This window comes from Streptomyces sp. NPDC059788 (assembly GCF_042732265.1).
GTDB lineage: Bacteria > Actinomycetota > Actinomycetes > Streptomycetales > Streptomycetaceae > Streptomyces.
Genome location: NZ_JBHWHY010000022.1, coordinates 29545 through 44365, shown reverse-complemented (window position 1 = coordinate 44365; position 14821 = coordinate 29545). Strand labels below are relative to the sequence as shown.

The window sequence follows — 14821 nt, the reverse complement described above, 5'->3', positions numbered from 1 at the left end:
GCCCGCCCTTGCCGTCTTCGAGGCCAGCTGCGTAGCCATCAAGCTCCCGGTCGGTACCGAGGCTCCCGAAGGCGTCCGGGGCTGCCCGCGGTCTTCTGGCCGACGGCCAACGGCTCATCCCCCTGGGCCGTGCCCCACTACGACACCACCGCGCAGCTTGCCGCCGAAGCCGGCTGAACCTGGCGACGCCGGTGTAGGAGGGACGGCACGACGCCGTACCACCGGCTCAAGCAGACCGCGCAGGCTCCGACCCGGTCACACTTCACGCGCCTGTCCACGCACCTGGAGTGGCCGGACAAGGTCGGCGGCACCGCGGTGTGGGTGGACGGCGTCGCCGCGCTGGGATGCAGCCGAGCGTAACGATCCGTGCAGGAAACCTCGAAATCCGACAGGCCCCGACTGCGTCCTCGTCTGCGATCAGACACATTACGGAGTGGGCCGCCGGACAGGTCGACCACCGAATCCTGCTGACGCATCGAGGTCTACGCCTGAATTCGTCCCTCCGGATCGACGAACCGTGAGCATCAAAGGGCTGCCGACTCCATGGCGGGAACTCGCGTCGGCGAGGAAAGCGGCCAGCCACCCCAATGCGTCCAACGACCACTCGGCGAGGGTGCCGTGCAGTGTGGTCCGGTGGTGAGCGGGCCCCATCCACAACTCGTCGGTGACGGCGGGTTCCAGGACCATGGCTCCGTCGCCCGCCAAGGAGAATGAATGGCACGAGAAAACATCCTGCTTGAATTCTCGCGCCCGCTCGACGATGTCCGCTGCCGCTGAGCGAATGGACGGACTCTGTCCGCTGTCCAACGTGATCTGCACCTGTGTTCTCTGATCCGGGTCACAGTCGGCGAACCAGCCGGCGTCCTGGAGCAGAGTCATCACGGCACCCGCGCGCGAGGACGCGGTGAGACTTTGCACAGGCAGCAGGATCTGGACCGCCTGCAGGCTCGGAGTGCCGATACGTGCCAAGACATCGCCCGCACAGGCGAGGAATGCCTGAACCGGCAACGGCCCGCCGTCGGGGACCGGCTCGGTCAACGACACCTGGAACCACGCGATGCGTGCGGGTGATGATCCGGAGCTTGAGTCCGGGTCCTGCCCGGCATCATTCATGCCCCAGACCCCGCCGGACGCATTCTCCTCGGCCGGAGTGAGCCATCCCATCGCGGACGACCTCGCGACGAACAGGCTGTAGGCGTCCGAGGAGCCGACGGCGGGGTCTCGCCACGGGTGCAGGACCAGATGGCCGAACAGAGCCGTGAACATGGTGCTTTCGGGCATGATGCTCAATACCGTCGGCAGTTGATGTTACGAGCGGGCGTGATGAGCTTTTCCGGGGTGTCGGCGACGCCGACCAGATCCACATCGACGACGCTGCGCCAGCCCGTGAGGGTGTTGTTGTCGCATCCCGCTCGCCCGGTTGCGCGGTTGCCGGCGCCGCCGCCGGACCTCACTGTCGCCTGGCCCACCGTGCCCTTGGTCCGCCACCTGCCATCGTTGTAGTACTCCTGCAGTTCCACCGTGACGACAGCCGTGGAGGTAGGGCAGTTGCCGTTGACCCACCAGCCGTGCCCGGACGCCTCGAAGGCGGACGAGGAGACATGGACGTAGTCACCACGGGTCTTGAAGGTACACACCGCCTCGGGCCCCCGGGCCTCCGCCGAGGAACCGGAACCCGAACGCTCCAGGCTCGCCCCGCCGCTTCCAGGAGCAGTTGCGGGGGCGGCGGCGGGTGTGGGATTGGACTTCACCGGAGTTGCGGCCGCCGAAGTCTGTGACGCTCCCAGTAACACCGCGCTCATGATGCCGGCGGTAAGGGAAATCTTACGAATTGAGTGATGCACAACTGCGCCTCCGAGTCGAGACCGACATCCAGGTGAGCCAGGGACCGCTGTGCACCCGGCCACCGTGGGGAATCACATCGCAGGGAATCACGACGTACGCATCAGAAAACCATGACGCCGAGTGAGGGACTATCCTCCTATCGGGCACCTTGGTGTTTCCTCCGCGTGCGTCAAACAGAGAATGACGGCGACCTCATTCTTCGTGCGGATTGCAGTAGTACTCGCGGAACAATAGCGGAGTAGTCCTCAATCTGCGGGTGCTCCCCGTTCACCCTCAGCCGCTGTCGAGGGTGCTGATGGGGTCTGCGTATTCGCGGCGGGTCTTTCGCTGGGCCGGGACCGCTGGGGCGCTCTGGCCACGCCGTATGATCACCCCGGTCGGGCGCGTCCCGCTCGGCGGGCTCCAGATCGGACGCGCAGAGGAAATACGCGACCTTGCCCGGCATGTCGAGGGTGACCGGCAGCTCCGGAGCGGGGGTGTCCTCCTGGGAGATGACGTTGTGGCCGGGCATGAGGGGGGGCGGGCGGTGAAGTCCTCGCGGAGAACACGGCGTCGCGGATGCGCAGGGCGAGGCGGTCGCGGTGGAGGACGTACCGCTCATCGAGGATGTGCCCGGTGCCGCGTAAGAGGCGGAATTTTTCAGAGATGTGCACGGTGTCATCCGGCCGCGCCTACATGAGCAGCTCGCTGAACTTCAGGCGCTCAAGCGGGTAGAGCCAGAAGGAAGATCGGCCCTATCTGTCGCCAAACGATCGTCGGACGACACGGGTCCTAGAGGGGGCAGAGGCAGATCAGCGCACGCCCGGATGCCGCGGACATGACCCGATGTCGCCCGGCCGCCTCGGCTCCACCAGGGAAAATACGTCGGCGACGCCCGCCGGCCGCAGCAACTGCGCGAACGGGGTGTCCATCGCCGCGTCCTGCCACTGAGGCCGTCGGCGCGTCGCCATCGCCCGCTCACGCCTCTCGGTAGCCCTGCTCCCACATCGCCCGCGGCCTGCCCACCCCCCGTCGCCCCAACCCCACAACTGCACGGTCCGCTCGGCATCGCCTGGCCGGCCGCGCGGACGTCTTCCCCGTGGTTGACATCGCTGTTCCTCCTGGTGGAGATCACGTCAGCGGTGTTCATCAGCTGTTCGATGGGAAAGGCCAACAGGCCGACGACGATGCCCCTGGCTGATGCGCCGACGGTGACGGTGCCGCCCGGGCTGGTGTTCTCCATCATCCGGTCGATGCTCTCATCGAGTGCGCCGTGCGGGGTGTTCGCTACGGTCCACATGGCGGGGCTGGATCTCCTTGCCCACCGCCTCGTCGGCATCCGTCGTATCCGCCAGCCGGGAGTCCGTGGCCTCGTCCAGGAGTGTCAGCCCGATATGGGCCAGCCCCGCGCCGGCAGCCAGCGCCGCCTTCGGATGGATCTGCTTGTCCGTGTGGGCGGCGAGCAGCTGACCGGGAATGATCGGTTCGGGCTGCTTCCCCTTCGAGGCGGGCTTTCCGCCTTTCCGCCTCGGAGAACCTCCAACGCATGCACCGCGTCCCGTTGGCGCGGAGCCGCAACTCTTACGCATCAGGAGCAGGAGCAGATCGCCGTTTGCGTCGACGAACACGACTGCCCCGCTGGGCCGATCGGCTCGACCGGGCTGTGGAGAGCGCAGATGGCGGTCGCGGCCTGCGCCGGCAGTGCTGTCACCAGTGCCCGAACATCCCCCCGTTCCCGTCGTAATGGGCGCCGATCGAGCCGAGCGTGACCTCGGCGAAAACGCCGGCCTCCACGAGTTCGGGCACCTCGTAGTCGCTCACTTCCAGTTCGTCCTGCATGACGCACCGTCCTCTGCCCAGTGATGTGTACGCACCTGTTGTGCGCTCACGTCCACCATGCCCGCCCGCTCGGCCCCTCCCGCTCCCCCTTTGGAGTGGCCACAGGGTGCGCGGGCGTACCGGAGAGTCGGAGCGCGATCGGCGGCTGCGCCCGGTGGCTCCGGCACCGCGGGACTGTCCGCGCGCCGCTCGTCACTCTCCCGGGCGAATAGCTGCCCTGGCGTGCTTGGCCGCGGCGCGCCCTGGTCAGGCTGATTGTGCGGAGGGGTTCTGTCTCGGTGCCTCTTTCAGTGTCTGCACGCGGTGCAGTGCTTTTGCTGAAGGTTCACCGGAGTTTGGGGGGCACGTGTCTTCTGGGGCGCTGATCGTCGTCGGGACGGGCATCAGGGGCATCGGACAATTGACGTTTGAAGCCGCGGGATGGATCACGCAGGCGGACCGTGTCGCGTACTGCGTGTCCGATCCGGTGACCGAGGTGTGGATCCAGCAGCGGGCCCGGTCGTTCGAAGACCTGTATGCGCTGTACGGCAACGACAAGCCGCGCCAGGAGACCTACGGGCAGATGGTGGCCGCGCTCACCGGGCCGGCGCGCGAGGGACAGACGGTGTGCGGGGTCTTCTACGGGCATCCCGGGGTGTTCGCCGATCCTCCGCACGAGGCGATCCGGGTCCTGCGAGCCGAGGGCATCCCCGCGATGATGCTGCCCGGTGTTTCGGCGGCGGACTGCCTGTTCGCCGACCTGGGCGTGGACCCCGGCACGGTGGGCTGCCAGGAGGTGGAAGCCACCGAACTCCTGCTCAGCGGCCGCCCGTTGCTCACCGACTCGCACGTGGTGATCTGGCAGGTGGGCTGCGTCGGTGACCTCGGATTCCGTTTCGGCGGCTTCGACAACGACGACAACCGCCAGGTGCTCCTCGCCTACCTGGGGCGGTTCTATCCCCCGGAGCACCAGGTGACGCACTATTCCGCGGCCCAGTACCCGGTGTGCGGACCCCTCGTCCGCACCCTGGCCCTGCGCGACCTGCACGACGAATACCTGACCGGCGTGAGCACCCTGTACGTACCGCCTGTGGCGCCGCCGGCCACCGACCCCGCCATGGCCGACCGCCTGAACCTTCACCGCCCCCGGCCCCGGACGGACCGCGCTCCCCGAAACAGCGCCCCGGCGCACCTCGACCGCTACCTGCCCACCCGTGAGAACAGTGCCCTGGCGGCCTACCTGGCCCGGCTGGCGTCCGATCCTGCCGCGCTCGGTGAGTTCATGCGGGAGCCCGAGGAGGCAGTCGCGGCCCTTACCGGTCTGGGTGACGACGAGCGCGCGGCGCTGCTGTCCGGCGATGCCGGCGCCATCCGGATGGCGATGAAGGACACCGCCCCCACGAAGGGCACCCAGACTCCCTCCGGGGCACCGGAGGAACGGGGCGAAACCAAGCCCCACCAGCACACCGCCGACTGACAGGAGGCCCACCGTGTCCACCACGCCCCCGAAAGCCACCCCCGCGAGCGAGCACAGCGCCACCGACAGCAACAGCCTGCAGGCCGCGGTCCTGGACCCCACCCGCTGCGCTGTCCGCTCCCTGCCCCAACCGGGCACGACGCAAGCGGCGATCATCAACGTCCACGTCACACACGCCGTCCGCCGTCCCGCCACGTGACCCGGTTCCCGGTCATGGGTGACCGGTAGTGCTCCAGCGCCCCTGCCGCGTCGGGAAGGTCGGGAACGGTCGTCATACGGGCCGCACCTCCGTCAGCCAGTCGTGCAGGTTCGCCGAGATCAGGTCGGCGTGCTGGGACAGGAGGGTGAAGTGGTCGCCGGGCAGCCTGCGTACGCGGTGCGCCAGTTCGGGCGGGAACGGGTGGTCCTCCGAGCTGGTGGGCACACCCGCGACGACCTCGCTGGCGAGCAGGTGCAGGATCGGCGCCTTCAGTGGGCCGGGCCGCCAGCCGCTGTAGATCCTGCTGTAGCCGCCCATCGCCGCGATCTGGCCGCTGGTGGTCACGGTCCGGTCCGGACGGTCGAGCGACATGCCCATGAGGTCACGTCGTCGGATCTGCTCACGCATGAACTCGCTGCGGGTCTCGGTCTGGTCCATCTCCTCCTCCGGCAGGTACGAGTCCAGGAGCAGCAGCGCGGTGACGGGGACGCCGGTCTGCTCCAGGTGCGCGGCCAGGTCGTGCGCCGGCCAGCCGCCGGAGGAGTAGCCCGCGATGATCAGCGGGGTGCCGGACAGCTCACGGCGCAGCGGTTTCGCCAGCATCCGCAGCAGGGCGGCACGGTCGGCGGGCAGCGGAGCCTCGCCCGCGAATCCGGGCGACCACAGCGACCACACGTCGGACGCGGGGTCCAGCCCGGCGTGCAGGTAGGAGTAGGGCAGGTCCAGGTTGGGGAAGATCGGCGGGGTGAGGCCGACGACCGTGGGGCCACCCGCGCCCGCGCCCACCTTGCGCAGCTCGGCGAGATCGCGCGGATCGTCCTGGTCGAACGTGTCGCGGGTCTCGGAGGCCGCGCGGGCCAGGCGGAGGGCGACGTTGATCCGGCCGGTGCGGATCGCCCGGATGTAGAACGAGGCCAGGCTGCCGTCGCTTTCGTCGGCGTTCTCGGGCGCCGGGTCCACCGGCCCGGTGCCGGAGTCCGGGACCTCGTTCCCGGACCGGGCGGTCCCCGCGATCTCGTCGAGCGTGCCCTCCTCGGCGCGGGCGGCCAGCTTTTCCAGTACGCGCTCGGTGAGATCGGCCACCGTGGGGTAATTCAGCACGTCGGAGAGCTCGATCTCCACACCGGTACCGGTGGTGAGTTGATCGCGCAGATCCTCCGCGCCCAGTGAGTCCATCCCGAGATCGCGGAACGTGTCCTCGGCGTCGACCTGGTCGTCCGGTCCGTTGCCCAGCGCCCGGTCCAGGCACTCACGAACCAGCGTCTCGACGCTGCGCGTGCGCTCCTGCTCGTCCAGTGCCCACAGCAGAGCCGCGGGCGAGCGCCGATCGGGCTCGCTCGTCCCGGGGGCGTCGGAGATCAGCACGGGCATGGTCCACTCGCGCTCGATCCAGTACCGGCTGCGCTGGAAGGCGTAGCCGGGCAACGGGATGCGCCGCGCACCGGCGCCGGCCAGGACGGCACGCCAGTCCACCGCCGCGCCCATCACGTACGCGCGGCCCAGCGCGCGCACGATCGCCGCCGTACCGGTCACCGCGCCCTCCGTCTCCTCCGGCACGGCCAGCACGGCGGGACCGTCGGACAGTGCGGCGGCCATGCCCGCGGTGTCCCCACCGAATACGAGCAGCAGTCGGTGACCGTCGGCCCGCAACTCGCGCGCAGCCGAGCCGGGTTCGGCAGTCGGCGCCGTGCGGTGGTCGTCCTCGGCCGGACGGTCCCGCAGCCAGCGGCCGGTGTCCCCGCACAGCACCGGCACACCGGGCGCGAGGGGCGGGACATCCACGACGCCGGGTTCGACGCCCGCGGGGCACCCGGCGGCGATCCGCAGCGCCGAGGACAGGGACAGCCACCCGACCGCCCAGGACGCGGCCAGCCGGCCGGATCCGTGTCCCGCCAGCGCCGCCGGGCGCACCCCGGACGCGCACCACACTCGGGTCACGCCGGTCAGCACGGCCAGCGTGGCCGGGACCAACACGTCCGGCCGGTCCAGTGGTGGCGCGTCCGGGTCACCGCGCAGCACATCCGTCAGGGACCAGCCGACCAGTCCGTCCAGCACTGCCGCACATGCGGAGAGATGCTCGGCGAACGGCTCGGCCTCGGCGTACTGCGTGGCCAACGCGCGCACCACGGCCGGGGTGCACTCGTGCGGGTACAGGAACGCGGTGGTGCCGTTGCGCACGGCGGTGCCGGAGACCGCCACCGTGGCGTTCCCAGTGTCGTTGCGGCCCGTGCTCAGCGCGGTCAGGCCCGCGGCGAGGTCGGCCGGGCGGGAGCCGAACACCACCGCGCGGTGCGGCAGGTGCGCCCGGGTGGTGGCCAGCGACCACGACAGGTCCAGCAGATCCGGGCGCGCCCGGTCGAGGTACTCGTGCAGCGCGGCCGCCTGCGCGGACAGCGCCTGTTCGGTCCTGCCCGACAGGGTCCAGGCCAGCAGTGGCGGGACGGTCCGGTCGCTGGGCTCGGTGTCCGGGTCGGGCCCTGGGTCCTCCAGGATCACGTGGGCATTGGTGCCGCCGACTCCGAACGCGGACACGCCCGCCCGCCGGGGATGCCCGTCGCGCGGCCACGGGACCGCGCTGGTGAGCAGTTCGACCCCGCCCTGTGCCCAGTCGACCCGGGGGGTGACCGTGTCGATGTTCAGGGACCTGGGCAGCGTGCTGTGCCGCATGGCCAGCACCATCTTCACCACGCCGGCGACTCCGGCCGCGGCCTGGGTGTGGGCGAGGTTCGACTTCACCGCGCCGACCAGCAGCGGCGGCCGGTCGCCGCGGTGGCGGCCGTACCCGGCCAACAGCGCCTGCGCCTCGATCGGGTCGCCGAGCGCGGTGCCCGCGCCGTGCGCCTCCACCGCGTCGACGTCCGCGGGCGACAGGCCGGCCGAGGCGAGCGCGTCGGTGATCACCTGCTGCTGCGCGGTTCCGTTCGGGGCGGTCAGCCCGGAGGAGGTGCCGTCGGAGTTGATCGCCGATCCGCGCAGCAGCGCGAGCACCGGGTGGCCGTTGCGACGTGCGTCGGAGAGCTTCTCCAGCACCAGCATCCCGGCGCCCTCGCCCCACGCGGTGCCGTCGGCGGCCGACGAGAAGGGCTTGCACCGCCCGTCCGGCGCCAAGGCGCGCTGCCGGGCGTAGTCGATGAACAGCAGCGGGCTGGACAGGATGGTCACCCCGCCCGCGAGCGCGAGGGTGCACTCGCCCGCGCGCAGCGACTGCACGGCCAGGTGGATTCCGACCAGGGACGAGGAACAGGCGGTGTCCACCGTGAGTACGGGCCCCTGCAGGCCGAACACATAGGCCAGCCGGCCGGAGGTCACGCTGCCCGCGTTGCCGATGGAGAGCTGGCCGAGCATGTCCTCGGGCATCTCGCGGACCGCCGTGGCGTAGTCCGCGTTGGACAGTCCGAGGAAGACGCCGGTGCGGCTGCCGCGCAGCCCGGCCGGATCGATGCCGGCGGACTCCAGCGCCTGCCAGGTGACCTCCAGCGCGACCCGCTGCTGCGGGTCCATGCCGAGCGCCTCGCGCGGCGAGATGCCGAAGAACTCGGCATCGAAGTCGGCCGCGTCGTCGAGGAAGGCACCGTGCCGGACGTAGGAGCGGCCCGGCGTGCCCGGTTCCGGGTGGTAGATCTGGTCCTCGGTCCAGCCGCGGTCGGCCGGGAACCCGGTGATCACGTCCCGCTCCGCGGCGAGCAGTTCCCACAGCTCCTCCGGCGAGCCGACCCCGCCGCCGAACCGGCAGCCCATGCCGACCACGGCCACCGGGTCGTCGACCGGGTTCTCCAGCTCCCGCAACCGCTCCCGGGTGCGCTGGAGTTCCGCGGTGACCCGCTGGAAGTACTTGACGAGCTTCGCATCCTCGCCCACGGCTTTCGCTTCCTCTCCGTTCGGCCGGGCGGCCCCGGCTGCCGTCTCACGCATCGCCGAGCTCCCGGTCCACGAAGGCGTAGAGCTGGTCCACGGAGGCCGAGCTCAGCTCTTCCGCCCCGGGCCCCGGCTCGCCGTCCAGCGCGCGCAGCGCCGCCCGCAGTCGTCCGCGCAGCGCGTCGCGCTGCGCGTTCTCGCCGGCCAGCGCCTCCTCGACCGCCTGCGCGAGTCCGGAGAGCTGATCCGGGCCGGGCTCGGCAGGGCCGTCCGCCGGTTCCTGCGTCCCGGCGGCATCCGGCGCGACCTCCGTACCGAGGTGCGCCGCGAGGATGGCCGGAGTGGGGTGGTCGAACACCAAGGTGGCGGGCAGGTTCAGACCCGTGGCGGTGTTGAGCCGGTTGCGCAGCTCGACCGAACTCAGTGAGTCGAACCCGAGGTCTCCGAACGGACCGTCCGCGGGCACCCCGTCCGCGGACGGGTAGCCGAGTACGGCCGCGATGTGACCGAGCACCAGGTTGAGGAGTTGCCGGTCCCGTTCGGCGGGGCTCAGCCCGCCCAGCCTGCGGGCCAGGTCCGCCGGGGACTCGGCGGGCACGGCGGACCGCGCGGAGCGCCGGCGGCGGGCCGGGCGGACCAGATCGCGCAGCAACGGCGGAATGCCCTCCTCTCCCAGGCCGGCCACGGTGACCAGATCCAGCCCGATGGGCACCAGGTGGACCCTGTCCGAGCCGGTCGCGGTGTCCCAGAGGGCCAGGCCCTGCGCGACGGTCAGCGCGCGGATTCCGGTGCGGTCCATGCGGGCCCGGTCCGCGGCGGCCAGCCCGCCGCCCATCCCGTCGGTCGCGCCGGTCCCGCTGTCCGGTGCCCACAGGCCCCAGCCCAGCGAGCGGGCCAGGAGCCCGGCGGCGGCCCGCTGGTTCATGAGGGCGTCCAGGAAGGCGTTCGCCGCGGCGTAAGCGCCCTGGCCCGCGGTGCCGAACACGCCGGCGGCGGAGGAGAAACACGTGAACCCGGCGAGATCGAGATCCCGGGTCAGCTCGTGCAGGTGCCAGGCTCCGTCGACCTTCGGCGCGAGCACGTTCTCCACTTGCCCGTCGGTCAGCGACTCCACCAGGCCGTCGTCCAGCACACCGGCCGCATGGACCACGGCGGTGAGCGGGTGTGCCGCGGGCACCTCGGCCAGCACGCGGGCCACGTCGTCCCGCCGGGCGACGTCGCCGCGCGCCAGCTCGGCGTGCGCGCCGAGCTCGCCGAGTTCGGCGACCAGTTCCGCGGCGCCGGGGCTCTCCGCGCCGCGGCGCGAGAGGAGCAGCAGCCTGCGGGCGCCGCGGCTTGCCAGATGCCGGGCCAGCGTGCGGCCCAGCGACCCGAGCCCACCGGTGATCAGCACGGTGCCGTCGGGATCGGGCGTACGGGCGGCCGAGCCGCCGTCGCTCTCCGCCGGACGGTCGTCGCGGTGCAGCCGGGGCACCAGCAGCTCGCCTGCGCGGAGCGCCACTTGGGGCTCACGCGCCGCGGACGCGACGGCGACCGCGGCGCGCAACGCGGTGTCGGCCGGCTCGTCGACGTCGACCAGCAGGAGGCGACCCGGGTACTCGTTCTGTGCCGAGCGGGCCAGCCCGTGGGCCGCGGACAGTGCCAGGTCGGGTTCGTCGTCCGCACGCACGCCGAGCGCCCGCTCGGTGCAGACCACCAGCAGCGAACCGGCGAACCGCTGGTCGGTGAGCCACATTCGCAGGTGACCGGTCAGCTCGGTGAGCGCGGCGCGGACCCGTACGGTGACGTCGTCCCCGGCGGGACGGGCCGGGCGTAGCACCACCACCGGCGGCACCGGGTCCTCCGCGTCCGCCAGCGCGGCGAGGTCGAGCCCACCGATTCCAGGGTCGTGCCACCCACCGGAATCGTCCACGGTGGCCGGCGGGCGCACGGGCACCCAGTCCTGTGCGAGCAGTTCCGCGCCGTCCTCGGCCGGTCCCAGCAGGTAGGACTCATCGGCGGGCAGCGGCCGGAACACCAGGGAGTCCGCCGTGGCCACGGTGGCACCGGTCTCGTCCGCCAGCGTGATCGCCACGTCACCGTTACCGCCGGTGGCGTGCACCCGCACCGTCGAGGCTCCGGCCCGGAACAGCGACAGCCCCGACCACGAGAACGGCATCGAGCCGCTGCCCTCGTCGATCCCGTCCAGCTGCGGGCCGAGACCGACCGCGTGCAGTGCCGCGTCCAGCAGCGCCGGATGCAGGCTGTAGCGCTTCGCGTCCCCCGCCGCTTCGGCGGGCAGGGCGACCTCGGCGAACATCTCCGAGCTCCCGTCGGGGTGGTCGCGTTGCCAGAGGGTCCGCAGACCTCGGAACGCGCCCTCGTAGCGGAAGTGCCTGCCCTCCACCACCTCGTCATAGACGTCCGCGACCGGGATCTCCCGCACGTCCCGCGGTGGCCACTGCGCGAGGGCCGTGTCCGGCGTCGCGGTGCGGATGCCCAGGTAGCCGAAGGCGTGTGACCGCCATGGGCCCGGCTCGGCCCGGCCCACGCCCTCCGGCCGGGAGTACACCCGCACCGGGCGGCGGCCGGTCTCCTCGGTGGTGCCCACCACCACCTGTACCGACACCCCGCCGTGCGCCGGCAGGATCAGCGGTGCCTCGACGGTCAGCTGTTCGAGCAGGTCGCAGCCGACGTGCTCGCCCGCGGCCAGTGCCAGTTCCACGAAGCCGGTGCCGGCCAGCAGGGGGATGCCGCGCACCAGGTGGCCCCCCAGCCAGGAGTGCGACTGGAGGGACAGCCTGCCGGTGAGCAGCGCGCCGTCGCCCTCGGCCGCGGGCACCATGGCGCCCAGCAGCGGGTGGCCCACCGGGAGCAGCCCGGTGGAACGCAGGTTCAGCCCGTTCCCGTCCGGCACCAGCCAGTACCTCTCGTGCTGGAACGCGTAGCCGGGCAGGTCCGCCGTCCTGGCGGGCGCGGCGGGCAGTACGGCGGGCCAGTCCACCTCCACGCCCTGCGTGTGCAGCGCGCCGAGGGCGAGCAGCACGTCCTTGGTCTCGTCACGATCGGCCCCGCGCAGGGTGGGCACCCTCGCCTCGTCCGGCCAGGCATCCCGCCCGGCCAGCGCGGAAAGCACCGCGCCCGGTCCCAGTTCGAGCAGGACGCGTGCGCCGGCCTCGCGTGCGGTGCGCAGCCCGTCGTGGAACCGCACCGCCTGCCGGACGTGCGCGGTCCAGTACTCCGGCGAGCGCAACTGCTCCGCCGTGGCCGGCTCGCCGGTGAGGTTGGAGATCACCGGGATCTGCGGATCGTGCGCCGTCAGCCCGGCCACAACCGTGCCGAACTCGGCCAGCATCGGCTCCATCAGCGGCGAGTGGAACGCGTGGCTGACCCGCAGCCGCCGGGTCCGCCGTCCCCGGCCCGCCCAGTCGGCCTCCAGTTCCGTGATGTCTTCGTCCGCACCGGAGACGACCACCGCGTCCGAGGCGTTCACCGCCGCGACGGACACCCGCAGCGCGCGCCCCGCCAGCCAGGGGGCCAGGTCCTGTTCGGTGCCCTGTACGGACAGCATCGCGCCGCCCTCGGGCAGCGCGGCCATCAGGCGGCCTCTGGCGGCCACCAGCCGGACCGCGTCCGGCAGCGACCACACCCCGGCCACGTGCGCCGCGCTGATCTCCCCGATCGAATGTCCCAGCAGCAGGTCCGGGCGCACACCCCAGGAGTGCATCAGCCGGAACAGCGCGACCTCCAGCGCGAACAGGGCGGCCTGGGCGTAGTCGGTGCGGTCGAGCAGGTCCGTTTCGCCGTCGAGCGCGGTCCGCAGCGGACTCTCCAGCTCCCGGTCGAACAGCTCGCACACCTCGTCGAACGCCTCGGCGAACACCGGGAAGGAGGCGGCGAGCTGCCGCCCCATGCCGGGCCGCTGCGCGCCCTGGCCGGTGAACAGCATGCACACCCCGCCGCCGGCCGCGGCGCCCACCGCCACATCGGAGACCCGGCCGGTGTCGAGGTGGCCGCGCAGCGCGGAGATGAGTTCGGCTCCGTCCCGGCCGGGCACGGCCAGCCGATGGCGGAAGTGGGTGCGGCGGGTGGCCAATGCGTACGCCAGCCCCTCGGCCGAGGGAGCGTCGCCGGACTCGGCGAAGGCCAGCAGCCGGGTCGCCTGGGCGCGCAGCGCGTCCTCGGTCCGGCCCGACACCGTCCACACCAGACCGGCGGACGGCACGCCGGGCTCCGGCGCCTCCGGCTCGACGTGCTGTTCCAGCACGACATGGGCGTTGGTGCCACTGATCCCGAAGGAGGAGACGGCGGCGCGGCGCGCCCGGCCGGTCTCCGGCCAGGGCATCGCGTCGGCGAGCACGCTGACCCCGTCCACTCCCCAGTCCACCTTCGGGGTGGGGCTGTCCACGTGCAGCGTCTTGGGCGCGAGACCGTGCCGCATCGCCATGATCATCTTGATGATGCCGGCCACGCCGGCCGCGGCCTGCGTATGCCCGATGTTGGACTTCAGCGAGCCCAGCAGCAGCGGTCGGCCGGGCGGCCGGTTGTGGCCATAGGTCGCCACCAGCGCGGTGCCCTCCACCGGGTCACCGAGCGGGGTGCCGGTGCCGTGCGCCTCGACCACGTCGACGTCCTGGGTGGACAGTCCGGCGTCGGCGAGCGCGGTACGGATCACCTCCTGTTGGGCGGTGCCGTTGGGGGCGGAGAGCCCGTTGCTGGTGCCGTCGGAGTTGACCGCCGAGCCGCGCAGCACCGCGAGCACCTGATGGCCGTGCCGCCGCGCGTCGGAGAGCCGCTCCAGTACCAGCAGGCCCGCTCCCTCGGCCCAGATCGAGCCGTTCGCCCCGGCCGCGAACGCCTTGATCCGGGCGTCCCGGGAGGTGACGCCCTGTCCGCAGAACTCTACGAACGTCTCCGGAGTGCTCAGCACCGTCACACCGCCCGCCAGCGCGATCGGGCACTCGCCGGCGCGCAGGGCCCGCATCGCGAGGTGGGTGGCGACCAGGGAGGACGAGCAGGCGGTGTCCACGGTGAGGGCCGGGCCGTGGAAGCCCAGGGCGTAGCTGATCCGGCCCGAGATCACGCTCATGGTGTTGCCGGTGATGCCGTACTGGGAGAACTGGTCGGTGCCCTGCCAGAGCATCTCGTAGTCGTTGCTGGACGCGCCGACGAAAACCCCGGCCCGCTCGCCCACCAGCGAGTCCGGCAGGATGCCGGCGGACTCCAACGCCTCCCAGGCCAGCTCCAGCACCAACCGCTGCTGCGGGTCCATCACCAGCGCCTCGCGCGGGGAGATCCCGAAGAACGCGGGGTCGAATTCGCCCGCCCCGCCGAGGAAGCCGCCCTCGCGCACGTAGGACCGCCGCGCCTGCTGGGACTCCGGGTCGGGGTCGTAGAGCTCCTCGATCGGCCAGTGCCGGTCCCCGGGGAAGGGCGAGATGGCGTCCGTGCCCGCGGCCACCAGGTCCCACAGCTGGGCGGGCGAGGCCACGTCGCCGGGCAGCCGGCACGACATGCCGACCACCGCGATCGGCTCGGCGGACCGCTCGGTCGCGTCCCGCAACTGCTCCCGGGTGCGTAACAGATCGGTGGTGACCCTTTTCAGATATTGCCGGAGCGTGCTGACTTCATCGGGGCTGACTTCATCGGGCATGGACGACTCCCTGCGA

Annotated in this window: 8 protein-coding genes; 2 read left to right on the top strand and 6 right to left on the bottom strand. The window is 71.9% G+C overall.

Features of this window, described 5'->3' with window-relative positions:
* Positions 1-426: 426 nt before the first annotated feature.
* The 4 genes from ACFV57_RS20405 to ACFV57_RS20390 form a co-directional block, all read right to left on the bottom strand.
* A complete protein-coding gene (locus ACFV57_RS20405) occupies positions 427-1281 on the bottom strand; it encodes a hypothetical protein (RefSeq protein ID WP_385233903.1) in 855 nt (284 codons plus the stop codon).
* Positions 1282-1286: 5 nt separating this feature from the next.
* Positions 1287-1802, bottom strand: a complete 516-nt coding sequence (locus tag ACFV57_RS20400) for a hypothetical protein (RefSeq protein WP_385233900.1) — start codon at positions 1800-1802, stop codon at positions 1287-1289.
* A 1281-nt stretch (positions 1803-3083) separates the two neighbouring features.
* Positions 3084-3452 (bottom strand): hypothetical protein, encoded by a 369-nt coding sequence (locus ACFV57_RS20395; RefSeq protein ID WP_385233897.1) that lies wholly within the window; start codon positions 3450-3452, stop codon positions 3084-3086.
* 79 nt (positions 3453-3531) lie between these two features.
* The gene (locus ACFV57_RS20390; RefSeq protein ID WP_385233894.1) at positions 3532-3663 is read right to left on the bottom strand and encodes a lasso RiPP family leader peptide-containing protein; all 132 of its coding nucleotides are present in this window, start codon (positions 3661-3663) and stop codon (positions 3532-3534) included.
* A 346-nt stretch (positions 3664-4009) separates the two neighbouring features.
* Between ACFV57_RS20390 and ACFV57_RS20385 the strand changes: the two genes are divergently transcribed.
* Together ACFV57_RS20385 and ACFV57_RS20380 are read left to right on the top strand one after the other, a co-directional pair.
* The gene (locus ACFV57_RS20385) at positions 4010-5119 is read left to right on the top strand and encodes an SAM-dependent methyltransferase (RefSeq protein ID WP_385233891.1); all 1110 of its coding nucleotides are present in this window, start codon (positions 4010-4012) and stop codon (positions 5117-5119) included.
* A 13-nt stretch (positions 5120-5132) separates the two neighbouring features.
* Entirely contained in the window at positions 5133-5318 is a 186-nt protein-coding gene (locus tag ACFV57_RS20380; protein ID WP_385233888.1) for a hypothetical protein, read from the top strand.
* A 72-nt stretch (positions 5319-5390) separates the two neighbouring features.
* Here ACFV57_RS20380 and ACFV57_RS20375 read toward each other — a convergent pair whose 3' ends face one another.
* Both ACFV57_RS20375 and ACFV57_RS20370 read right to left on the bottom strand, forming a co-directional pair.
* Positions 5391-9230, bottom strand: coding sequence for a type I polyketide synthase (locus ACFV57_RS20375; protein WP_385233885.1), 3840 nt, complete (start codon positions 9228-9230; stop codon positions 5391-5393).
* Entirely contained in the window at positions 9223-14805 is a 5583-nt protein-coding gene (locus ACFV57_RS20370; protein ID WP_385233882.1) for an SDR family NAD(P)-dependent oxidoreductase, read from the bottom strand. The genes ACFV57_RS20375 and ACFV57_RS20370 overlap by 8 nt, the downstream gene beginning before the upstream one ends.
* Positions 14806-14821: the final 16 nt, after the last annotated feature.

Bases quoted from the DNA above. Each gene is read 5' to 3' on its own strand.
- ACFV57_RS20390 (WP_385233894.1), bottom strand. From the start codon at position 3,663: ATGCAGGACGAACTGGAAGTGAGCGACTACGAGGTGCCCGAACTCGTG.
- ACFV57_RS20405 (WP_385233903.1), bottom strand. From the start codon at position 1,281: ATGCCCGAAAGCACCATGTTCACGGCTCTGTTCGGCCATCTGGTCCTG.
- ACFV57_RS20370 (WP_385233882.1), bottom strand. From the start codon at position 14,805: ATGCCCGATGAAGTCAGCCCCGATGAAGTCAGCACGCTCCGGCAATAT.
- ACFV57_RS20400 (WP_385233900.1), bottom strand. From the start codon at position 1,802: ATGAGCGCGGTGTTACTGGGAGCGTCACAGACTTCGGCGGCCGCAACT.
- ACFV57_RS20375 (WP_385233885.1), bottom strand. From the start codon at position 9,230: ATGCGTGAGACGGCAGCCGGGGCCGCCCGGCCGAACGGAGAGGAAGCG.